The following is a 20,528-nucleotide window of genomic DNA, read 5'->3' on the forward strand; positions in this document are numbered from 1 at the left end:
CGCCGAGTACGTCAGCCAAGGCGGCTCCTTGCCCTTCCCACGGTGTGGGCTTTCAGTAATGGATGGCACCAGGCAAGCCGCCGCCCACCGGGATGGCATCGCCGTTGATGGCGACCGATAACGGCGAAGCGAGGAAGGCGATCACCGCTGCGACTTCGCTGGCGTCGACGATCCGGCCCAGGCTGCTGTTTTTGGCGCCAAATGCTTCGGTTTCCGCGGTGGTGCGCTCGGTGCGGGTGGCACCTGGGTGCACGGCGACGACGTTGACGCCCTTGGGTCCGAGCTCGTCCGCCAAGTTCTTGGTGATGGCGGCCACGCCCACGTTGCGCAGCGTGGCGACCGGCCGGCCGGTCTTGTAGATGGCAAGGCCGCCCACGTTGATGATGCGGCCCCAGCCTTGTTCGACCAGCAGCGGCGCCACCGCGCGCGCGGTGCGCAGGTAGCCGACCACCTTCACGTCGATATCGAGCAGCACATCGTCATCGACGATTTCAGCGACGCCGGTGGCGGTGGAGATGCCGCCGGGCAGGGCAGCGGCATTGACGAGGATATCGACGCCACCGAGTGCTTCGACGGTGCGCGCCACCAGCGCGTCGACCTCGGCCTTGCTGGTGGTATCGGCCACGATAGGAACGATGCGGCGGCCGGTCTCGGCGGCGAGCTCCTGGGCGGTGCGTTCCAGCGCCTCGCGGCCGCGCGCGGAGATCACCACGTCGACGCCTTCCTGCGCCAGCGTGCGGGCAATCACGCGGCCTATGCCGCGGCTGCCGCCAGTGACGATGGCGCGTTTGCCTTGCAGTTGATAGTCAGCCATAGCGGTACTCCTGTGGGGTGGTGGTGCGGATCAGGGCAATCAGGTGATGGCGGATCTGCAGCAGCTGCGGGCTGCTGAAATCGGCATGGGGGTCGGTGTGCGGCGATTTCCACAGCGTGGTCCAGCCCAGAGCGCGCGCCGGCAGGATGTCGTGCGCCAGGCTGTCGCCCACCATCGCCACTTCGGCCGGGCGCAGGCCCGGGCGCAAGGCGGCCAGCTGGCAGAACAAGGTCTCGAACAGCGTCGTGGCGGGCTTCTTGATGCCGGCGGCGCCCGAGGTCAAGATCACATCGAAGGCACATACCAAGCCGAGACCGGCGAGCTTGCTGCGCTGGAAGGCATCGCGGCCGTTGCTCAAGAGCGCTGTCAGCGCGCCGGCGGCCCTGGCCTCGTGAACGAGCTCGCGTGCGCCGGGAAACGGCACGGCATGAAGGCCGAGGCGGCGATCGAAATCGGTGGCGAGCGCGTCGACGAGCTCGGGCGGCAGGCCGAAGCCCTGGCCCAGCGCAAGGAATACCGCGGGCTTGGGCAGCAGCTCTGTATGCAACGCCACGTAGCGTGCCAGCCAGTCGCGCTCGTTCACGCCATGCTGGCGCAGCGTATAGCGGTCGTACTGCTGCAGCGCGAACAGGCGCAGCGTGGCCGACTTGTCGTGCAAGGTGTCGTCAAGATCGAAAACGACGGCGGCGATGGGCATCAGCTGATCACGCCAAAGAGTTCGCCTTCCAGCGGCTGCGAGCGAAATCCATCCGGGCCCACCGGCAACTCGCCCGCCACGGTGATGCGGCGCACGGTGCGCGGCGCGTCGAAGTGGGCATAGTCGATGGGGCCGGCGTGCGCGGTGGCCTGGTTGTCCCAGATCACCAGCGCATGCGGACTCCAGTGGAAGCGCACCTGATATTCGGGCCGGGTGACTTCCTCGGCGAGCAGATCGAGCAGCACCTGGCTTTCACGCTCGCGCAGGCCAACAATGTGGCTGGTGGTGCCCGGGTTGACGAACAGCACCTTCTCGCCGGTGTGGGGATGGACGCGCACCAGCGGGTGCAGCGCGGCGAAGGGGCCGGCCGGTTTGCCATCGCGCCGTACGCGCGGGCCGCTGCCAGCGTCGTAGCTGCCGGTGCGATGTACCGCCTGCAGGCCGTCGATCAGCGACTGGATGCGTGGCGAGAGCCCGTCGTAGGCGGCAACCAGATTGCTCCACAACGTGTCGCCGCCGTAGGCGGGAATCTCGATGCCGCGCAGGATGGAATAGCTGTTGGGGTTGGCGACGAAGGTGATGTCGATGTGCCAACCCTTGTAGTCGCGCGGCGGCTTGCTGGTGGGGATGCCAAGGTCCGGCCGGTGCTTCTTGTACTCGCTGGCATGACGCTCCCAGATCTCCGGATGGGCCTCGAGGCCATCGGCGATGGGGTGGGCCGGCGTCAACGCGCCGAAGTAGCGGCCCAGGCGCAATTGGTCTTCGTCGCTGATGGGCTGGTCGCGAAAGAACAGCACTTTCCAGCGATTGATCGCGGCCTGAAGTTCGGCGACGGTATCGGCATCGAGCGGCTGGCGCAGGTCGAAGCCGCTGACTTCGGCGCCGATCACCGGGGTGAGCGGGCGCAGGGCGAGGCGGTTGCGTTGCAGGAGGGGCATGGCGGCGGGCTGGCGAATTGGAACTGTGCTTTGAGCAAGCTTCGTTCCAGCCGGCAAGCCGCGATATTGCTGGTGTGCGCGCCATCAAGTGCGCCGAAAGCAGCAGTCCGTTGTGCAGCCTGCTGCTTTTGGCGACAAGAAAAAGGCCGGCGCAGGGCCGGCCTCAAGTGCGTGCAAAAAACGATCAGCGCCGTGCGTGCGCCAAGCGGCTTACTACGTTCACCAGCGTGTCGATCTCGGTGCAGGTGTTGTAGAACGCCAGCGACGGCCGCACGGTGGCTTCCAGCCCGAAGCGGCGCAGGATGGGCTGCGCGCAATGGTGGCCGGAGCGTACGGCGATGCCTTCCTCGTTCAGCGCATGGCCGACTTCCTCGGTGCGGTAACCCGGCAACACGAAGGAGAGCACACTGGTCTTCTCGCGCGCCGTGCCGATCAGCCGCAGGCCGGGTATGGTCTTGAGGCCCGTTGTGGCGTATTCGAGCAGGCCGTGCTCGTAGGCTGCGATGTTGTCGAGCCCCAGCCGCTCCACATACTTGAGCGCAGCGCCCAACCCCACCGCGTCGGCGATGTTGCCGGTGCCGGCCTCGAAACGCATGGGGGCCGGCTGGAACACCGTCTTCTCGAACGTGACGTCGGCGATCATGTTGCCGCCGCCTTGCCAGGGTGGCAGCGTCTCCAGCAGCTCGGCCTTGCCGTAGACCACGCCGATGCCGGTCGGCGCGAACACCTTGTGGCCGGAGAACACGAAGAAGTCGGCATCGAGCGCGGCCACGTTCACCCGCAGGTGCGACACCGATTGCGCGCCATCGATCAGCACCCTGGCGCCTGCCGCGTGGGCAAGCTGGATGATCTCTTGGATCGGCGTCACCGTGCCCAGCGCGTTCGACACATGCGTCACCGCGACGAGCTTGGTACGGCTGCTCAGGAGCTTCTGGTATTCATCCAGCCGCAACTGGCCGTCGTCGTCGACCGGAATCACGCGGATCTTCGCGCCTTTCTCGGCCGCTAGCTGTTGCCAGGGCACGATGTTGGCGTGGTGTTCCAGGTGCGAGACGATGATCTCGTCGCCGGCACCGATCTGCTGCTTGCCGAAGGTCTGCGCCACCAGGTTGATCGCCTCGGTGGCGCCGCGCACGAAGATGATCTCCTCGGGCGAGCGGGCGCCGATGAAGCGGGCAACCGTCTGCCGTGCATCCTCGTAGGCATCGGTGGCACGGGCGGCCAGCTCGTGTGCCGCACGGTGGATATTGGAGTTCTCGTGCTCGTAGAACTCTGAGAGGCGCTCGATCACCGCGCGCGGCTTCTGCGTGGTTGCCGCATTGTCCAGCCAGATCAAGGGCTTGCCATTGACCCGCTCGGCCAGGATGGGAAAGTCGCGCCGCACCGCGTTCACATCGAACGGTGGCCGTGTCGCTTGCGGGTGGGCGGTGGCATCGCTGCCGCGTTGCAAGCCATCGGGGGTCAGGAAGTAGTAGCTGCCTGCCGGTGCGAACTGTGCATGCGTGGTGCTGGGTCGGCCGAAGTCGATATCCAGCACCAGCGCAGCCAGCGCGTCGTTGCCGGGCAGACCGTTCGGCCCGCCGCGCAGCGCATCGCCACCCAGCGCCTGGGCGGCGAGGCCATCGAGCGGATCGCTGCCGGCTTCGCCGAGGAAGTAATACGGCGTGCTCGGCGCGCCGGGCAGGGCGCCGCCACCGACCGCAGGCTGATGCGCGGCCGCCGCCTGCGGCACGGCCAGCGTTTGCTGGCCGGCACGACCGGCATCGACTGGAGCGCTGGCACTGGCCGGTTCCAGCGTCGGCGCGGCGCGTTGCGGCGCTGGCGTGGCCGCAGACTGGCCCGGCAGTAGCGCGAACAGCTCGCTCGCCAGCCGGGACAACTCCCCTTCACCCGGCAAGCCGGCCGCAGCCCCTGCGGGCAGCAGCAGATTACTTGTAGGTGTCTGGGTAGTCATGGTACTTGCCAATCTCCACGTCATCGAGCACGGCCAGGGCATCGTCGGTGAGCACGGCCAGCGAGCAATACAGCGAAATCAGATAGGACGCGATGGCATTGCGGTTGATGCCCATGAAGCGCACCGACAGGCCGGGGCTCTGTTCGCCGGCAAGGCCAGGCTGGAACAGGCCGACCACGCCCTGGCGCTTCTCGCCGGTGCGCAGCAGCAGGATCTTGGTTTTGCCGTCGACGATGGGCAACTTGTCCGACGGCACCAGCGGAATGCCGCGCCAGGTGAGGAACTGCGCGCCGAACAGGCTGACGGTGGGCGGCGGCACGCCACGGCGGGTGCACTCGCGGCCGAAGGCGGCAATGGCGAGCGGGTGGGCGAGGAAGAAGCCCGGTTCCTTCCACACGCGGGTGAGCAGGTCGTCCATGTCGTCAGGCGTCGGTGCACCCGTCAGCGTGGAAATGCGCTGCGATTCGGCCACATTGGCCAGAAGACCGTATTCCGGGTTGTTGATCAGCTCGGATTCCTGGCGCTCCTTAATCGTTTCGATCGTCAGGCGCAGCTGTTCCTTGATCTGGTCGTGCGGGCTGGAATACAGATCCGAGACGCGCGTGTGCACATCGAGCACGGTGGTGACGGCGTTCAGGAACAGCTCGCGCGGCGCCTCGTCGTAATCGACGAAGGTGCGCGGCAGTTCGGCCTCATCACGCTGGGAGCAGCCGACGCGCACGTCGGTAGGGTTCTTCACCCGGTTCAGCCGGTAGATGCCGGCCTCGACCGGCAGCCATTGCAGTAGATGGACCAGCCAGCGTGGGGAAATCGTCGACAGCTGGGCTACGGTTTTGGTGGCGTTGGCTAACTGGCGGGCGGCGTTGTCGCCCAGGGCCAGTTGCACGTCTTGGTCGGTCATGGTGGGTTCCTGCGGGTGGTTGGAATAAAGCTGAAAAGTTATAAGCAAATATCCAAAAAGCTGGATGACGGCACAACATGCTATAGCCATCAAAGTGGGCTAATTTTTATTTCAATAGTCTGACAAACTGTTTGTTTTTTGTTTTAGACGTAAGACTCCGCCGCAGGCGGAAGCTGCACAGGGGGAGCGCGTGATCTTGCGAGACAGGAAGACTAGCGTCGCCCGCGGCGGCGTTTATTCGCAGAACGCGATCAGCACGGAGAGCTTGACCCCGAGTGCGCGGGCCAGCTTGGCCGCGGTGTCGAGCGAGGGCATGGCGTCGCCACGCTCGATTTCGCCCAAGTAGGAGCGGTTGAGATCGGCGCGTTCGGCCAGTGCCTCCTGCGACCAACGGTGCTGGCGCCGCCAGCGGCGGATCACCTGGCCGAACTGGCGGCCGAGCACCGGAGCGGCGGCATTCATGCGGGCACTCCGCTGCGGGTATCGGCGTTGGCCTGGGTGATATGGCTGCCGGCCTGCACGCTGCGGGTCAGCCACACATTGCCGCCGATGACCGAGCCCTGGCCGATGGTGATGCGACCCAGGATGGTGGCGCCGGCATAGATCACCACATCGTCCTCGACGATGGGATGGCGGGCGTTGCCTTTCTGCAGCGAACCATCATCGCCATAGTCGAAGCGCTTGGCGCCAAGGGTCACCGCCTGGTAGAGCCGCACGCGCTGGCCAATGATGGCGGTCTCGCCGATCACCACGCCGGTGCCGTGATCGATGAAGAAATCGCTGCCAATCTGCGCGCCCGGGTGGATGTCGACGCCGGTCTCGGTATGCGCGATCTCGGCAATGATGCGCGCGAGCAGCGGCGCGTCGAGCCGGTAAAGCTCGTGGGCAAGCCGGTGCAGGATGATGGCGTGCACGCCCGGATAGCACAGCAGCACCTCGTCGACGCTGCGCGCGGCCGGGTCGCCCCGGTAGGCCGCTTCGATATCGGTGTCGATCAGCGCGCGCAGAGCGGGCAGGGCCGCGGCGAAGCGGCCGGCGATGTCCTGCGCCTGGGCGGCGATGCCGCTTGCGGCGTTGCGCGGACGCACCAGGCCCAGTTCCAGCTGCAGCTGCTTGAGCAGCGCGTTCAGCGACTGGTTCAGCGTGTAGCCGACGTAGTAATCCTCGTCCTGCTGGCGCAACTCCACCGGCCCCAGTCGCATCGGGAACAGCACGCCGCACAGGTCGCGCACGATGATGCGCAAAGCATCGCGCGAGGGGAATTCGCGCTCGCCCGAGGCGGAGCTGCGCTGATGCTTGGCCCGCCAGCGGCGGCGTGCGTCGTGCAGCTCGGTGACCACCTGGTCCAGATCCCAGGACCAGTCCTGGTCACTGCGGATGGGAGGGGTGAAGGTCATGTGCGATTTCCGGAGTAGGGTCAGTCCTGCACCCAGGGCAGGCCGGCATGGCGCCAGCCGTTGGATGCGCCACGCTGCTGCCCGGCGTCGAGATCGCCTTCGAAGCCATCGAGCACGTTGAACACATTGGTGTAGCCGGCGCGGCTGGCCGCCTCGGCGGCGGCGGCCGAGCGCTTGCCGCTGCGGCACAGCAGCAAAATGGTGTCGGTCTTGCGGGCGAACTTGCCCAGCTCCAGCGTGAAGCGCGGATTGGGCTGCAGCGCTGCGCCGATCTGCCACGCCACGTGGCCGCTGCCCGGTACATGGCCGACGAACTTGCGCTCTTCGCTGGTGCGCACATCGATCAGCTTGGCGGCACCGGCGGAAAACAGCGCCCAGGCATCAGCGGGCTTGATGCCGCCGGCGTAGCCCAGATTGTTGGCGCGCGCGTCGGCGCGCGATGATTCGAGTAGTGCTGAGGGTTCTGGCGTCGTGGTCTCGACGTCCTGGAGTGTGTGGGGCATGGCGGCACTTCCTATGCGTTTCGTCTTGGGGGGCGACGAGGTCGTGCGGCCACTATATGGGGTCGTTTATATTTCAAAAAATAATTTGAATTTATGTCTTAATAATTTTTTGTTGCTATGGCGGCCAGGCTATCAGCGCAAGGCATCGATCTCGCCGTTTTTGATCAGACGTGCCCGCAGGATATTGCGGCTGATGCCGAGCAGCTTGGCTGCCTGCACCTGATTGCGGTGGCAATGTTGGTAGGCGGTGCGCATCACCATTTCCTCGATCTGTTCAAACAGCGCCTCACGATCTTCCTCAAAGAGCGCGAGTAGCGCCTGCTCCAGCTGCGCAGTCGCGTCGAGCGGGGCACTGTGCGCGGCATTGGGGCGTCGCAACTGCAGTGATGACAAATGCAGATCGTCGCTGCGCAGCACCTGGTTGCGGCAGACCAGGAGGCCGTGATGCACGGCGTTTTCCAGCTCGCGGATATTGCCAGGCCACGGGTGTTGCAACAGCTTGTGCTCGGCATCGGCCGCGATGCTGACCTTGCCGTAACCCAGGCGCCGCCGGTATTCGTCGACGAAGTAGCGCGCCAGCGGCAGGATGTCGCCCGGCCTCTCGCGCAGCGCGGCGAGCTCCAGGTTCACCACGCGCAGCCGGTAAAAGAGATCCTCGCGGAAATGCCCGGCGGCCACGGCTTCCTCCAGCCGCACGTTGGTCGCGGCGATCACGCGCACATCGATCGGCACCGCCTTGCGCGATCCCAGCCGCACCACTTCGCGCTCCTGCAGCACGCGCAACAGCTTCACCTGGATGCTCATCGGCAGATCGCCGATCTCGTCCAGAAACAACGTGCCGCCGCTGGCCGCCTCGAACCAGCCGGCCTTGGCCGAGAATGCGCCGGTGAAAGCACCTTTCTCGTGGCCGAACAGTTCGCTTTCCACCAGCGATTCGGAAAACGCACCGCAGTTCACTGCCACGAAGGGCCCGTTCGAGCGGTGACTGAGCGCGTGCACGTGGCGGGCGATCAGCTCCTTGCCGGTGCCGGTCTCGCCGATGATCAGCACATTGGCTTCGCTGGGCGCCACCTGCCGGATCCGGCCCAAGAGCGCCACCGATTTGGGATCGTCGAACACCTGGGCGGTGGCGCGGATCGAAGTGGCCAGCGCCTGCGAGTTCGGCAGGGTGATCAGCGGCGCGTCGTCGCCGTCGTGGTCGCGGTAGCGTGCATTCATGAGTAGAAGCTCGGTGTCGGATAGTGTTGCAGCAAGGCCCATTCGCCCAGTTCGCGCAGCTTGTAGTCGACCGGGTCGTGCAGGGTATGGGTGCGCAAATTGCGCCAGTGGCGATCGAGCCGCAGGCCGGCATGGGTGGAGCGGGCACCGGTCACCTCGAACATGCGGCTGGTCACATCGAGGCCGACGCGCGTGGCGGCCACCTTGGCCGCCGCAATGGCCAGTGCCACCTCGCCGCGGCCCGCCTCGTTCAGCGCCTCGTCTTGCTGCCAGGCGGCGTCGAAGTGCTCCGCCGCTCGCTCGATCAGGCAGCGCACGCCTTCCAGACCCGCCCAGAATTCGCCGTAGTGGTTGAGCACATAGGGGTCCTGCCACAGCTGATCGACCTGGGCGCGGTGCCAGGCACGCGCCTCATTCAACGTGTAGTGCCGCGCGTCGCCATAGGCGCCCTCGGCGATGCCGAGGTAGATGTTGGCCAGGATCAGTTGCGCCAGCAGTGGGCGCAGGCAGGAAAACGGCGTCGACAGGGGGCCGGGGTCGGCCAGGATTTCATGTTCTTCCACCCGCACCCGCTCGAAATCGACGCTTCCGCTGTCGGTCTGGCGCTGGCCAATGTTGTCCCAGTCCGAATGCACTGAAATGCCGCTGCGCAGCGTCGGCACGGCGGCGACCAGCAACTGGCGCGTTTCCTGGTCGAGCGCGGAGGCGATCAGCATCTCGGAGTCGAGCGCGCCGGAGCAAAAGCTCTTGCGCCCGGAAAACTCGCGCCAGCCACTGAAGCGGCGCGCGATGGTGCGCTCGTCCAGCGGATTGAGCGCATTGCCCCAGAACCAGTCGTGCGCGGCGGTGTGCTCATACCAGGGCTGCCACTGCTCGGGGCGGGAAAACAGCCGCACCGTGGCCAGCATCAGGTGGTGAAAGGCATAGACATGCGCCACCGAGCTGTCGCTGGTCGCCAAGATGCGCACCGTACGCATCACGGTTGGCCAATCGCTGCCACCGCCGCCGAATTCGCTGGGAATGACCAGGCGCAGCAGGCCGCTGGCGCGCAGCGCATCGCGCTCCGCCTTGGGCGTACCGCCACGATGGTCGCGCTCGGCCGCCGTCGCGGCGAAGGCCAGTGCCAAGTGGCGGGCGATGTCCTCGGCGGACTGGGTGCGCTCGGGATCGAGCAGGTAGGACGGCGGCAGGTGCGGGCTGTTCAAAGGGTTTTCTCGATGATTGCTGCGCAGGCAGCACCTACCTGCTTGAGCACGCTTCGTGCCAATGCCGCGTAGTCAGGAAATCCGCGGCAGTTGCAGCATTGGCGCGCCTGAAATTGGTGAAAAATCAGCAATAAGCCAATGAATGTGTGGATATACGCGCATTGCGCGTAGTGAGCGCGGGCTGGGCGCGCAGCGCGGCCAGTGCATTGCAGCGCAAGTCAGGCCAAGTCTGCTGCTGGAGAAGCAGAAACGGCAGGCGATTGCTGGTGTATCAGCACGCTGGAAGCTGCGCCACGGTCCCGCTACCTGCAAATGCCCGTTCTGCCGGGCTTGGCACGCTCCCTGCTCTGGATAGCCGCCTGATTCCCGCTTCAGGAGTGTTTCATGCAGTTGTTCTGGTTTCTTCCCACGCACGGCGATAGCCGCTATCTCGGCACGAGCCAGGGTGCGCGCGTGGTCAATCACGCTTACCTGCGGCAAGTGGCGCAGGCCGCGGACGAACTCGGCTTCGAGGGCGTGCTGATACCCACCGGCCGGTCCTGCGAGGATGCTTGGGTGGTGGCTTCGTCGCTTGCCGCGCAGACCGAGCGCCTCAAGTTCCTGGTCGCCATCCGCCCCGGCATCATCTCGCCGACGGTATCGGCACGGATGGCGGCCACGCTCGATCGGCTCTCCGGCGGGCGGCTGCTGCTCAACGTGGTGACCGGCGGTGACCCGGACGAGCAGCACGGCGACGGCAGCTTTTTGAGCCATGCCGAGCGCTACGAGGTGACGGAGGAATTCCTGCGCATCTGGCGCGGCGTGGCCGCCGGCGAGACGGTGAACTTCAGCGGCAAGCACCTGCGCGTCGAGAACGCCAAGGCGCTGTATCCGCCGGTGCAGCGGCCATACCCGCCCTTGTGGTTCGGTGGCTCGTCCGACGCGGCCGTGGAACTGGCCGCCGAGCAGGTCGATGTCTACCTCACCTGGGGCGAGCCGCCGGCCGCCGTGGCGCAGAAGATCGCCGCGGTACGCGAGCGCGCTGCTGAGCTTGGCCGCACCGTGAAATTCGGCATCCGGCTGCATGTGATCGTGCGCGAGACGAGTGCCGAGGCCTGGCGCGCCGCCGAGGAACTGATCCAGTACGTGACCGACGACACCATCGCCGCTGCGCAGCAGGCCTTTGCCCGCTTCGATTCGGTGGGGCAGCAACGCATGGCCGCGCTGCATGGCGGCTCGCGCGATGCGCTGGAAATCTCGCCCAACCTGTGGGCCGGCGTCGGCCTGGTGCGCGGCGGCGCGGGCACCGCCCTCGTCGGCAGCCCCGAGGAGGTGGCGGCGCGGATGCAGGAATATGCCGAGCTCGGCATCGAGACCTTCATCTTCTCGGGCTACCCGCACCTGGAAGAAGCCTACCGGGTGGCCGAACTGCTGTTCCCGCTGTTGCCCATCGCGCACCGCGAGGTCGCCGGCCAGACCAACCTCACGGGGCCGTTCGGCGAAATGATCGCCAACGACATCCTGCCCGTTGTTGCGAAGGAGCCCGCTTGATGCCCGTATCCCCGATTACTGTTCCCGATGCTGCGCAACGCCGCGCGCTGACCGTGCGCGAGCTGTGCGACAGCTTTGCCCGCACCGCCGCCCAGCGTGATCGCGACGGCGGCAGCCCCAAGGCCGAGCGCGATCTGTTGCGCGCCAGCGGCCTCTTGGCGATGTCGGTGCCCGAAGCATACGGTGGCGATGGCGCCAGCTGGCAGGAGACGCTGGCGGTGGCCCGCGAGATCGCGCGGGTCGATAGCTCGGTCGCCCATTTGTTCGCCTTCCACCACCTGCTGCTGGCCACCACCCGCTTGTTCGGCCGGCCTGCGCAGTGGCAACCGTGGTTCGAGGCCACTGTGCGGCAGCGCTGGTTCTGGGGCAATGCGCTCAACCCACTGGACGAGCGCACCGTCAGCACGCCGCACGATGGCTGGCGCGAATTCAACGGCCGCAAGAGCTTTTGCTCCGGCGCGCTCGATTCGGACATGCTGATTGCCTCGGCCATCCAGCCCGGTGCCGACAAGCTGGTGATCGCGGCCGTGCCCACCAGCCGCGGCGGCATCACCGTGTTCCAGGATTGGGACAACATGGGCCAGCGCCAGACTGACAGCGGCAGCGTTGCTTTCGAGGGGGTGCGCGTCGAGGAGGCCGAAATCCTGTCCGATCCCGGCCCGCTCTCCACACCGTTCGCCAGCCTGCGTCCGCTGCTGGCGCAACTGGTGCTGGCCAACCTCTACCTGGGGCTGGCCGAAGGCGCCATCGCCGAGGCGACGCACTACACCCGCACCCAGACCCGGCGTTGGTATACCTCGCCGGCCGAATCGGCGAGCGAGGATCTCTACATCCTCGCGCACTACGGCGAATTCCACGTCGGCCTCGAAGGCGCGCGCCTCTTGACCGACCGCGCTGCCACGCTGTTCGACGCCGCTTGGGCGCGCGATGTGGCACTCACCGAGGCCGAGCGTGGCGAAGTGGCGGTTGCGGTAGCCACGGCCAAGGTGGCGGCCGGGCGCGTGGGTCTCGATCTCACCAGCCGCATGTTCGAAGTGTGCGGCGCGCGCGCCACCACCGCCGCGCTGCGTTTCGATCGCTACTGGCGCAACCTGCGCGTGCACACGCTGCACGATCCCATTGACTACAAACTGCGCGAGCTTGGCGACTGGCGGCTCAATGCCCGCCACCCTAAGCCGTCGTTCTACTCATGACCGGAGCGGCCGACATGAACGAGCGTTTCGATGACATCGACACCGCCATTGCCGCCATCGCCGCAGGCGGCTTCGTGGTGGTGGTCGACGATACCGATCGCGAGAACGAGGGCGATCTCATCATCGCCGCCGATGCGATCACCACCGCGCAGATGGCCTTTCTGGTGCGCCATAGCAGCGGCGTGGTGTGCGTGGCCTTGCCGCCCGAGCGGCTGGATGCGCTGCGCCTGCCGCTGATGGTGGTGGAGAACAGCGAATCGCACGGTACGGCGTTCACTGTCAGCGTCGATTACCGCCACGGCACCAGCACCGGTATCAGCGCGGCCGACCGGGCGGCCACGCTGCGCGCGCTGGCCGACCCTCGCATCGGCGCCGATGATTTCGCCCGCCCCGGCCATGTGTTCCCGCTGCGTTACCGCGAAGGCGGCGTGGTGCGGCGTCGCGGTCACACCGAGGCGGCGCTCGATCTGGCGCTGTTGGCCGGGCGTGCGTCCGCCGGCGTGCTCTGCGAGATTGTCGATGAAGACGGCAGCATGACGCGCCGGCCGGCGCTGTTCCGCTTCGCGAAGCGGCATGGCCTGCCCATCGTCAGCATCGCGGCGCTCGTGGCGTACCGGCTGCGATTGCAGGCGTCAGACACAGGGGTATTGCAGGCCGCGGCCTGATGGGAACGGGCGGCCGAAAGGCCGCCCGGTTTTTTTATGCGGCCTGGGCGCTGCCGAGGTAGAAGGCGTGCAGATCCTGATGTGCGGCCAGTGCCTCAGCGCTGTCGTGCGCCGCGATCACGCCGTTTTCCAGCACGTAGCCGTAGTCGGCATAGCGCAGCGCGACGGCAGCGTTTTGCTCGGCGAGCAGAAAGCTCACGCCCTCGTCGCGGTTGAGCGCGTGCACGATCTCGAAGATTTCCTCGACGATCTGCGGCGCCAACCCCATCGATGGTTCGTCCAGCAGCACCAGGCGCGGCTTGGCCATCAGCGCGCGGCCGATGGCGATCATCTGCTGCTCGCCGCCCGAGGTGTAGCCCGCCAGACTGCGCCGGCGCGTATTGAGCCGCGGAAAGTGCTGATAGATGCGCTCGAGATCGGCCGAGAGCTCGCCACGCGACGGCCGCCGCAGGAAGGCGCCAGTCCTCAGATTGTCCTCGACCGTGAGGTGGCCGAAACAATGACGGCCTTCGAGCACCTGCACGAGGCCAGCGGCGGCGAGCCTAGCCGGATCGGCACCGGTGATGTCCTCGCCGGCGAGGCGCACCCGGCCGCGTACCACCTCGCCGCGCTCAGCGCGCACCAGGCCAGAGATGGCCTTGAGCGTGGTGCTCTTGCCGGCGCCGTTGGCACCGAGCAGCGCCACGATTTGGCCTTGCTCCACCGAGAGCGACACGCCGCGCACGGCGAGGATCACGTTCTCGTAGATGACTTCGATCTGTTCCAGTTCGAGCAGGGGCATGTCTTGCTCCAGGGGTGAAAAAGGCGGGCCGTGTCGCGACCCGCCGTGGACAACTCAAGCATTTGATTTCGATCTTTTCCGGCGCCTTGCTGCCGGAAAGAACGATCAGCCGATGCTCAGCTCTCCTTGCTGCAATCGCGCGGGGTGATGCCCTTCTCCTTGGCGTACTTGTGCGACGATTCCTCGATGATAGGGCGCAGCAGCTTGCGATCGGCCTGCACCCAATCCGAGACCACGTTCCACTTGGTGCCGTCCCATTGCTGGAAACGCACCGCGCCGCCGCCTTCGTGATCGGCGCAAGAGAGCTTCAGCGGTTGCACCAGGCCGTAGGCGCCGAGCTCCTTCAGGCGCTTGTCGTCGAGGTTCAGATGCTCGAAGCCCCAGCGCACTTGCTCGCCGGTGAGCGGCTTCTTGCCGAACTTCTGCTGCGCCAGGCGCACCGCCTCGACGTTGAGGATGCCGTTGACCACGCCGAGGTTGTAGTAGACGTTGCCAAAGCGCTTGGGATCGGCGAGGTTGCCCTTGCCGGCGTCGACCACCGTCTTTTTGATGTCCTGCAGCACCGGGAACTGCGTGCCCGACGGGTGCGTGGTGATCGAGATGTAGCCCTTGGCGGCGTCGCCGGCGGGGGCGGCGTCATCCTCGGAATTGCTCCAGATGTTGCCGATGATGTGATCGACCGGGAAGCCAGTCTTCTTGGCGGTCTTGAGCGCCACAGGGTTCATCACGCCCCAGCCGCGCAAAATCACCCAATCGGGCTTGCTGCGGCGGATGTTGAGCCACTGCGATTGCTGCTCGTTGCCCGGATGCGGCACTTCGATCAGCGTGAGCTCGAAACCGTATTTCTTGGCCAAGAGTTCCAGGATCGGGTTGGTTTCCTTGCCGTAGGGCGAGCCGTGATACAGCGTGACGATCTTCTTGCCCTTGAGCTTGTCCAGGCCCCCCGATTTCTGGCCGATGTAGTTCACGATCGCCGAGACTTCGGAATGCGGGTTGAGCTGCAGCGGGAATGCGTAGGGGAAGACGCTGCCGTCGGTGGAATCGGTGCGGCCGTGGTTGATGGTGATCAGCGGCAGCTTGTCGGAGGTGGAGCGATCGAGCGTGGCGTAGGCAATGCCCACCGACAGCGGGTTGGTGGCGGCCGATGGCGCGCCGTTCAGGCCTTTCTTCAGCCGCTCATAGCACTCGACGCCTTTCTCGACCACGTATTCGGTCTCGCACTCACTCCAGGTGAGCTTCACGCCATTCACCCCGCCCTTGGCGTTGATGTATTGCAGATAGTCGATGAAACCGCCGAAAAAGCCGGTACCGCCGGCGGCATAGGGGCCGACGCGGTAGCTTTGCAGCGGAAAATACTGCTCGTTGGCAGCGTGGGCACCGCTGGCCAGAAGGCCCGCGGCGAGTAGTGCCGCAAGGCGGCGGAAGGTTGTTTGCTTCATGGTGATACTCCCTGTGGTTGAGGTTGCCGCTGTGGCGCGGCTGATGCTTGGGGGGAAATGGTTCGGGTTGGGTAACCGCATTCAGTAACGCAAAGGCCAGACGCGGGCCCGCTCTCGCAGCTGTTGCCAGAGCCGGGCGAGGCCTTCGGGCTCCTTGATCAGAAAACCGATGATGAGGAGGCCAAACACGATCTTCTGCAGGTTCTCCAGCTGCCCCGCGTCGATCACGCCGGCGGGCATGAAGCCCGAGGCCAGAGACAGGGCTATGGGCAGCAGCACGATGAAGGCCGCGCCAAGAAAGTTGCCGGCGATGCTGCCAAGGCCACCGATGATGATGATGAACAGCACCTGGAACGAGCGGCTGAGATCGAACCCATGCGGCTCCACGGTGCCCAGATAAGTGAACGCCCACAGCGCCCCCGCGACGCCGAGGATGAAGCCGCTCAGGGCAAACGCCAGCAGCTTGGTGCGCGCCAGGGGGATGCCGATCACGGCGGCAGCGGTATCCATGTCGCGTACGGCCATCCAGTTGCGACCGAGCTCGCTCTTCACCACGTTGCGCGCCAGCAGCGTGAGCGCGACAACGAAGCCCAGCGTCAGCAGGTAGCGTCCGGCAGGGTTGGAGAGATCGTGGCCAGCAATCACCAGCGGTGGCGCAGTGATCACGCCGGAGGCGTTGTCGTTGGAGAACCAGCCCACCTTGGTGAACAGCCACTGCACGAAGAACTGCGCGGCCAGCGTCGACACCAGCAGGTAGAAACCCTTGATGCGCAGGCTGGGCAGGCCGAACAGCACCGAGGCGGCCGCGGCGAACACGCCGCCGAGCACGATGCTGCCGAGCAGCGGCAGGCCCGGCACACGCAGCTCCAGGTTGTAGGTGGCGAAGGCGCCGACGGCCATGAAGGCGGCCGAACCCAGCGAGAGCTGCCCGGCGTAGCCGGTGAGCAGGTTGAGCCCCAATCCGGCGAGCGACAGCACCAGGAAGGGGGTGAGGATGGCGTTCAGCCAGTAGTCCGAACCGATGAAGGGGACGACGGCAAACGCGAACAGCAGCAGCGCGTAGAGGGAATAACGATCCTGCCGCAAACGGAACAGGCGGCGATCGGTGCGGTAGTGGCTGCTGAACTGGCCGGCTTCGGTGTAGAACATGGTTGGCTCCGATGTCTTGGTCTGGTTGGGTCAAACCCGTTCTATGGCGCGCTCGCCAAAGAGGCCGGCAGGGCGCACCAGCAGGAACAGCAGTGCCAGCGCGTAGGGGAACCAGTTCTCGATACCGCCGCCCACCAGTGGCCCGAGATAGACCTCGGCCAGTTTTTCGCCGGCGCCGACGATGAGCCCGCCGACGATGGCGCCAGTCATGGAAGTGAAGCCGCCGATGATCAGCACCGGCAAGGCTTTGAGCACCACCAGCGACAGCGAGAACTGCACGCCCAGCCGGGCGCCCCACAACAGGCCCGCGACCAGGCCGACGAAACCGGCCACCGCCCAGACCACGGCCCAGATACGCGGCAGGCGGATGCCGATGGCGAGCGCGCCGAGCGCATCGTCGGCTACGGCACGCAGCGACAGGCCGAGCCGGGTGCGGTTGAACAAGAAAGAAAGCAGGGCCACCAGCAGCGCGGCGGTGCCGGCGGCAAAGAGGTCGAACTGCGACAGCAGCATGCCGCCCAACTCCAGCGGCTCGTCGGCGATGCCGAGATCCAGCCCATGCACCTGCGCACCCCACAGCGCCTGCGCCGCGCCTTCGATCACGTAGGAGAGGCCCAGCGTGGCCATAAAGAGGGTGATCGGCGAGCGATTCACCAGCGGGCGCAGCACTGCGCGCTCGATCAAGAGCGCCAGCGCCACTATGGCGGCCAGCGTCAACGCGAAAGCGCCCCAGAACGGCACGCCGCGCTCGACCAGGCTGACGAAGGTGAGCGCTGCGAACAGCACCATCGCGCCCTGGGCGAAATTGAACACGCCCGATGCCTTGTAGATCAGCACGAAGCCGATTGCGATAAGCGAGTACATCACGCCGGCCAACAGGCCGCCGGTCAGTACTTCGAAAAAGAAATCCATGCGTTGCTCCTGGCAAGCCGGGCCCTGCCGGCCGCGTTACGCGGTCGGTGTGGGTGAAACCGGCTAAGTTGGAGCCGCTAACAAAACCCAGCGAAGCGGTCCTGGCAAGAAGTGCGAAACGCAGGCAGTACAAGCAGTACGGCAAGTGAGCGCGACGCAGCCAGGAGGGTTTTGTTAGTGGCTCTTAGTGGCGCGTGCCGAGGTAGGCGGCTATCACCTCGGGGTTGCGGCGTACCTCGTCAGGCGGGCCGTCGCCGATCTTGCGGCCGTAGTCGAGCACCACCACGTGATCGGACAGATTCATCACCACGCCGATGTCGTGCTCGATCAGCACCACGGTGGTATCGAACTCGCGGTTGACGTCGGCAATGAAGCGGCTCATTTCGCGTTTCTCCTCGGCGTTCATCCCGGCCATGGGCTCGTCGAGCAGCAGCAGCTTGGGCTCGGCCGCCAAGGCCCGTGCCAGTTCGACGCGCTTTTGCAGGCCATAGGGCAGCTTACTCACCAGCGTATGGCGCCATGGCTGCAGGTGCAGGAAGGCGATCACCTCTTCGGCGCGCCGACGCTGTGCATCGTCCTCGGCTGGGGCGCGGCCGATGCGCAGCGCCTGCTCCAGCCAGCTGCTGCGGCGCTTGAGGTTGCGGCCGGTCAGCACGTTGTCGAGCACGCTCATGCCCTTGAACAGGGCGATGTTCTGGAAGGTGCGGGCAATGCCGCGCACCGCCGCGCGATGCGGGTTCATGCGCTGGCGCACTTCGCCGTCGAACACGATGCGCCCGGCCTGCGGGCGATACACGCCGTTGATCACGTTGAGCAGCGAGCTCTTGCCGGCACCGTTGGGGCCGATCAGTGCGGTGATGCGGCCACGCGCCACATCGAAGCTGATGTCGCTGATCGCCTTCACGCCCTTGAACGAGAGCGAAATGCCTTCCAGGCGCAGCAGTGGGGATGAAATCTCGGTCATCTTGTTTGATCTCTCAACCGGGCTGCGGCAGCGCGCCGAAATCCGGCGCCTGCCAGCCGGTGACATGAACTGCCGGGTCCGTTGCACTCTGCCATTGCGCCGGGTCCGGCCAGCCGCGTACCGCCACGCCGAGTTGCGCCAGCAGGCGGGCAGCCGGCTCTGTCAGCGGTTCGCCCACCAGCAGCGGCACCCGCGTGCGGGTGAGGCCCAGCACGTCACGCAGCGGCCGGCGTACCAGCCAATGCCCGGCTATGCCGTGCCAGAGCCGGCCATGCCAGCTGCGCGGTGGCGCAAGTGCGGCATCGACCAGCCAGCGGCGCAGCGAGCCGGGCAGGGGCAGGCGCTGCTGCACCTGATCGGCGAGCCGCCCCCAGGTTTCGCGGGTACTGGCGACCAAGGTCGGGCCGAGCTCGTGCCGATCCTGATCACGCGTGGCGGTGCTTTCCGGGAAATTGAGGCGGAACCCCGCCAGTAACCAGGGCGCGAGCAGGTAGCGCGCCTGGCCGCCTGCGGCGAACGCGCGGGCCGCCAGCGCTTCCTCATGCTGGGTCAATCCTTCCGCGCTGACGAGGCGCAGGCCTTCCTGCAATAGCTCGGCATGGCTGATGGCTTGGCGCTCGATGGCGCTATCCGCCTGCACCCGGTAGAAGGCAAAGGCCGGCTGTGTCGGGCGCGCCTGTGGTTCGGCCGGGGCGGGGCCGCCCCCGAGTGCCGTGTACGCGGTCCAGCCCGCGATGCCATTGAGGCCCCGTGCATCGCCGTAGATGGCCAGCCGCTGGCCGTCGCTGGCCACTCGCCGCCACTGCGCCTCGTCCTCGACGAACAGGTAGTGCGGCGAGAGTTGCTGCAGCAGCGCTTGCAGCGCGGCATCCGGCAGGTCCGGGTCCAGCGGCACCGCCACACCGCCCAGCCATTGCGCGGCCAGCGACAGCAGCAGCGCTTCCGGGCGCGGCTGCGTCAGCAGCACCAGCGCGTCACCTGCGCCGAAACCGGCCGCGGCAAGCGCCCCCGCCAAGCGGGCCGTTTCATCGGCCAGTTCGCGCCAGCGGCGGGCCTGCCAGATGCCGAGCCGCTTGTGGCGCAGGGCGATCTCGCCACCGCGTTGCCGCGTCTGGACGAGCAATTGCTCTGGCAGGGTGGTGGGGGCGGTATGGCGCATGCGGGTCAGGCCGCCACGGCTTCCGCCACCTGCTGCGCTTCCAGCTCGCGCACCAGCGGCAGCACCTTCTGGCCGAAGTAGACCACTTCCTCGTGGTAGTGCAGGAAGCCCGTGAGGATCAGGTCCACGCCCACCGCCTTCAGTGCGACGATGCGCTCGGCGATCTGACGCGGCGTGCCGATCAGATTGGTCTTGAAGCCGTCGTTGTACTGCACGAGATCCTCGAAAGTGGACTTGGCCCAGTTGCCTTCGCCCTCGGGGCTGGCCTTGCCGGCCTGCTTTACAGCGTCGCCAAAGGCGTTCACGGCTTCCGGATCGGCCTTTTCGATGATCTCGGCCAGCACCGCGCGCGCTTCCTCTTCGGTTTCGCGAGCGATGACGAAGGCGTTCACGCCGATCTTCACCTTGTGGTTGTTGGCTGCAGCTTTGGCGCGGATGTCGTCGATCTGCGCCTTGATGCCCTCGACGGTATTGCCGTTGGTGAAATACCAGTCGGAAACGCGTGCAGCCATGTCGCGCGCGGCGCGCGAGCTGCCACCCTGGAAGATTTCCGGGTGCGGCTGCTGCAGCGGCTTGGGCTTGAGCGTGTAATCGGTGAAGCGATAGAAGTCGCCGCGGAAGCTGAAGTTGTCGCTGGTCCAGATGCCCTTGAGCGCGCGGATGAATTCCTCCGAGCGGCGATAGCGCTCGTCGTGCTCAAGCCACGGCTCGCCAATGGCCTGGAATTCGCCCTTGAACCAGCCCGAAACGATATTGACCGCAACGCGGCCGCCGCTGAGCTGGTCGATGGTGGCGATCTGCTTGGCGGCAACGGCCGGGTTCCACGGGCCGGGCAAGAGGGCGGCGATCACCTTGAGCGTGGTGGTGGCGGCGAGCAGCGCGTGCGAGAACGCCACGGGCTCGTGCTGGAACTCGGCGCCGTAGCCGGCGGTGAAGCGAATCTGGCTCAGCGCATAGTCAAAGCCGTTGGCTTCGGCCAGTTGCGCGAGCTTGCGGTTGTAGTCGATATCCCAGCCGGTGCGCTGCTCGATCTTGCTGACGACGAGGCCGCCGCTGACGTTGGGTACCCAGTAGGCGAACTTGATCTGGCTCATGGGGTGATTCCTGTG

20 protein-coding genes are annotated in these 20,528 nt (G+C 66.2%); 3 read left to right on the forward strand and 17 right to left on the reverse strand.

From position 1 onward, the window contains the following. Positions 1 to 52 precede the first annotated feature (52 nt). The 10 genes from NLI84_RS08125 to NLI84_RS08170 form a co-directional block, all read right to left on the reverse strand. On the reverse strand, positions 53 to 814 hold the full coding sequence (locus NLI84_RS08125) for an SDR family NAD(P)-dependent oxidoreductase (RefSeq protein WP_255989481.1): 762 nt from the start codon (positions 812 to 814) through the stop codon (positions 53 to 55). Further along, positions 807 to 1,511, reverse strand: coding sequence for an HAD family hydrolase (locus NLI84_RS08130; protein ID WP_255989482.1), 705 nt, complete (start codon positions 1,509 to 1,511; stop codon positions 807 to 809). Before NLI84_RS08130 ends, NLI84_RS08125 begins: the two co-directional genes overlap by 8 nt. Beyond that, positions 1,511 to 2,449, reverse strand: a complete 939-nt coding sequence (locus NLI84_RS08135) for a TauD/TfdA dioxygenase family protein (protein WP_255989483.1) — start codon at positions 2,447 to 2,449, stop codon at positions 1,511 to 1,513. The genes NLI84_RS08130 and NLI84_RS08135 overlap by 1 nt, the downstream gene beginning before the upstream one ends. A gap of 184 nt (positions 2,450 to 2,633) precedes the next feature. After that, positions 2,634 to 4,403 (reverse strand): family 2A encapsulin nanocompartment cargo protein cysteine desulfurase, encoded by a 1,770-nt coding sequence (locus tag NLI84_RS08140; RefSeq protein WP_255989484.1) that lies wholly within the window; start codon positions 4,401 to 4,403, stop codon positions 2,634 to 2,636. After that, a complete protein-coding gene (locus NLI84_RS08145) occupies positions 4,378 to 5,304 on the reverse strand; it encodes a family 2A encapsulin nanocompartment shell protein (protein WP_255989486.1) in 927 nt (308 codons plus the stop codon). Before NLI84_RS08145 ends, NLI84_RS08140 begins: the two co-directional genes overlap by 26 nt. 234 nt (positions 5,305 to 5,538) lie before the next feature. Further along, positions 5,539 to 5,766, reverse strand: a complete 228-nt coding sequence (locus NLI84_RS08150; protein ID WP_255989487.1) for a helix-turn-helix domain-containing protein — start codon at positions 5,764 to 5,766, stop codon at positions 5,539 to 5,541. After that, positions 5,763 to 6,701 carry a serine O-acetyltransferase EpsC gene (gene epsC, locus NLI84_RS08155; protein ID WP_255989488.1) on the reverse strand — a complete coding sequence of 313 codons (939 nt, stop codon included), beginning with the start codon at positions 6,699 to 6,701 and terminating at the stop codon, positions 5,763 to 5,765. The genes NLI84_RS08150 and epsC overlap by 4 nt, the downstream gene beginning before the upstream one ends. Positions 6,702 to 6,721: 20 nt before the next feature. Next, positions 6,722 to 7,204 (reverse strand): rhodanese-like domain-containing protein, encoded by a 483-nt coding sequence (locus NLI84_RS08160; protein ID WP_255989490.1) that lies wholly within the window; start codon positions 7,202 to 7,204, stop codon positions 6,722 to 6,724. Between the two features lie 132 nt (positions 7,205 to 7,336). Then, positions 7,337 to 8,422, reverse strand: a complete 1,086-nt coding sequence (locus NLI84_RS08165; protein WP_255989492.1) for a sigma-54 interaction domain-containing protein — start codon at positions 8,420 to 8,422, stop codon at positions 7,337 to 7,339. Then, entirely contained in the window at positions 8,419 to 9,627 is a 1,209-nt protein-coding gene (locus NLI84_RS08170) for an acyl-CoA dehydrogenase family protein (protein ID WP_255989493.1), read from the reverse strand. The genes NLI84_RS08165 and NLI84_RS08170 overlap by 4 nt, the downstream gene beginning before the upstream one ends. 384 nt (positions 9,628 to 10,011) lie before the next feature. On the opposite strand from NLI84_RS08170, the gene ssuD reads away from it, so the two are divergent. Genes ssuD through ribB form a run of 3 tightly spaced genes read left to right on the forward strand, consistent with a single transcriptional unit; the run spans position 10,012 to position 13,015 of the window. Beyond that, positions 10,012 to 11,157 carry an FMNH2-dependent alkanesulfonate monooxygenase gene (gene ssuD, locus NLI84_RS08175; protein WP_255989496.1) on the forward strand — a complete coding sequence of 382 codons (1,146 nt, stop codon included), beginning with the start codon at positions 10,012 to 10,014 and terminating at the stop codon, positions 11,155 to 11,157. Next, positions 11,157 to 12,350: an acyl-CoA dehydrogenase family protein gene (locus NLI84_RS08180; protein ID WP_255989498.1), complete on the forward strand. Its 1,194-nt coding sequence runs from the start codon at positions 11,157 to 11,159 to the stop codon at positions 12,348 to 12,350. The genes ssuD and NLI84_RS08180 overlap by 1 nt, the downstream gene beginning before the upstream one ends. Before the next feature lie 14 nt (positions 12,351 to 12,364). Next, on the forward strand, positions 12,365 to 13,015 hold the full coding sequence (gene ribB, locus NLI84_RS08185; protein ID WP_255989499.1) for a 3,4-dihydroxy-2-butanone-4-phosphate synthase: 651 nt from the start codon (positions 12,365 to 12,367) through the stop codon (positions 13,013 to 13,015). 34 nt (positions 13,016 to 13,049) lie between these two features. Here ribB and NLI84_RS08190 read toward each other — a convergent pair whose 3' ends face one another. From NLI84_RS08190 to sfnG, 7 genes are all read right to left on the reverse strand, one after another. Continuing rightward, positions 13,050 to 13,796: an ABC transporter ATP-binding protein gene (locus NLI84_RS08190; RefSeq protein WP_255989500.1), complete on the reverse strand. Its 747-nt coding sequence runs from the start codon at positions 13,794 to 13,796 to the stop codon at positions 13,050 to 13,052. Positions 13,797 to 13,912: 116 nt separating this feature from the next. After that, positions 13,913 to 15,235, reverse strand: coding sequence for an ABC transporter substrate-binding protein (locus NLI84_RS08195; protein WP_255989501.1), 1,323 nt, complete (start codon positions 15,233 to 15,235; stop codon positions 13,913 to 13,915). An 81-nt stretch (positions 15,236 to 15,316) separates the two neighbouring features. Then, positions 15,317 to 16,384 (reverse strand): branched-chain amino acid ABC transporter permease, encoded by a 1,068-nt coding sequence (locus NLI84_RS08200; RefSeq protein ID WP_255989503.1) that lies wholly within the window; start codon positions 16,382 to 16,384, stop codon positions 15,317 to 15,319. Between the two features lie 30 nt (positions 16,385 to 16,414). Next, complete coding sequence (locus tag NLI84_RS08205) at positions 16,415 to 17,296, reverse strand: branched-chain amino acid ABC transporter permease (protein WP_255989504.1); 882 nt, start codon at positions 17,294 to 17,296, stop codon at positions 16,415 to 16,417. A 184-nt stretch (positions 17,297 to 17,480) separates the two neighbouring features. Continuing rightward, complete coding sequence (locus tag NLI84_RS08210; protein WP_255989506.1) at positions 17,481 to 18,260, reverse strand: ABC transporter ATP-binding protein; 780 nt, start codon at positions 18,258 to 18,260, stop codon at positions 17,481 to 17,483. 13 nt (positions 18,261 to 18,273) lie between these two features. Then, positions 18,274 to 19,419 carry an AMP-binding protein gene (locus NLI84_RS08215; RefSeq protein WP_255989507.1) on the reverse strand — a complete coding sequence of 382 codons (1,146 nt, stop codon included), beginning with the start codon at positions 19,417 to 19,419 and terminating at the stop codon, positions 18,274 to 18,276. A 5-nt stretch (positions 19,420 to 19,424) separates the two neighbouring features. Beyond that, positions 19,425 to 20,513, reverse strand: a complete 1,089-nt coding sequence (gene sfnG / locus NLI84_RS08220) for a dimethylsulfone monooxygenase SfnG (protein WP_255989509.1) — start codon at positions 20,511 to 20,513, stop codon at positions 19,425 to 19,427. Positions 20,514 to 20,528 lie beyond the last annotated feature (15 nt).

Origin of the sequence: Chitinolyticbacter albus, assembly GCF_024437655.1 — a bacterium.
Classification (GTDB): domain Bacteria; phylum Pseudomonadota; class Gammaproteobacteria; order Burkholderiales; family Chitinibacteraceae; genus Chitinolyticbacter; species Chitinolyticbacter albus.

What these genes read in the sequence shown, in the direction of transcription:
- NLI84_RS08130 (WP_255989482.1), bottom strand. Translation starts at nt 1,511, where the DNA reads ATGCCCATCGCCGCCGTCGTTTTCGATCTTGACGACACCTTGCACGAC.
- NLI84_RS08135 (WP_255989483.1), bottom strand. Translation starts at nt 2,449, where the DNA reads ATGCCCCTCCTGCAACGCAACCGCCTCGCCCTGCGCCCGCTCACCCCG.
- NLI84_RS08200 (WP_255989503.1), bottom strand. Translation starts at nt 16,384, where the DNA reads ATGTTCTACACCGAAGCCGGCCAGTTCAGCAGCCACTACCGCACCGAT.
- NLI84_RS08145 (WP_255989486.1), bottom strand. Translation starts at nt 5,304, where the DNA reads ATGACCGACCAAGACGTGCAACTGGCCCTGGGCGACAACGCCGCCCGC.
- NLI84_RS08190 (WP_255989500.1), bottom strand. Translation starts at nt 13,796, where the DNA reads ATGCCCCTGCTCGAACTGGAACAGATCGAAGTCATCTACGAGAACGTG.
- NLI84_RS08180 (WP_255989498.1), top strand. Translation starts at nt 11,157, where the DNA reads ATGCCCGTATCCCCGATTACTGTTCCCGATGCTGCGCAACGCCGCGCG.
- NLI84_RS08150 (WP_255989487.1), bottom strand. Translation starts at nt 5,766, where the DNA reads ATGAATGCCGCCGCTCCGGTGCTCGGCCGCCAGTTCGGCCAGGTGATC.
- sfnG (WP_255989509.1), bottom strand. Translation starts at nt 20,513, where the DNA reads ATGAGCCAGATCAAGTTCGCCTACTGGGTACCCAACGTCAGCGGCGGC.
- NLI84_RS08210 (WP_255989506.1), bottom strand. Translation starts at nt 18,260, where the DNA reads ATGACCGAGATTTCATCCCCACTGCTGCGCCTGGAAGGCATTTCGCTC.
- NLI84_RS08215 (WP_255989507.1), bottom strand. Translation starts at nt 19,419, where the DNA reads ATGCGCCATACCGCCCCCACCACCCTGCCAGAGCAATTGCTCGTCCAG.
- NLI84_RS08140 (WP_255989484.1), bottom strand. Translation starts at nt 4,403, where the DNA reads ATGACTACCCAGACACCTACAAGTAATCTGCTGCTGCCCGCAGGGGCT.
- NLI84_RS08160 (WP_255989490.1), bottom strand. Translation starts at nt 7,204, where the DNA reads ATGCCCCACACACTCCAGGACGTCGAGACCACGACGCCAGAACCCTCA.
- NLI84_RS08125 (WP_255989481.1), bottom strand. Translation starts at nt 814, where the DNA reads ATGGCTGACTATCAACTGCAAGGCAAACGCGCCATCGTCACTGGCGGC.
- epsC (WP_255989488.1), bottom strand. Translation starts at nt 6,701, where the DNA reads ATGACCTTCACCCCTCCCATCCGCAGTGACCAGGACTGGTCCTGGGAT.
- NLI84_RS08165 (WP_255989492.1), bottom strand. Translation starts at nt 8,422, where the DNA reads ATGAATGCACGCTACCGCGACCACGACGGCGACGACGCGCCGCTGATC.
- NLI84_RS08195 (WP_255989501.1), bottom strand. Translation starts at nt 15,235, where the DNA reads ATGAAGCAAACAACCTTCCGCCGCCTTGCGGCACTACTCGCCGCGGGC.
- ssuD (WP_255989496.1), top strand. Translation starts at nt 10,012, where the DNA reads ATGCAGTTGTTCTGGTTTCTTCCCACGCACGGCGATAGCCGCTATCTC.
- ribB (WP_255989499.1), top strand. Translation starts at nt 12,365, where the DNA reads ATGAACGAGCGTTTCGATGACATCGACACCGCCATTGCCGCCATCGCC.
- NLI84_RS08205 (WP_255989504.1), bottom strand. Translation starts at nt 17,296, where the DNA reads ATGGATTTCTTTTTCGAAGTACTGACCGGCGGCCTGTTGGCCGGCGTG.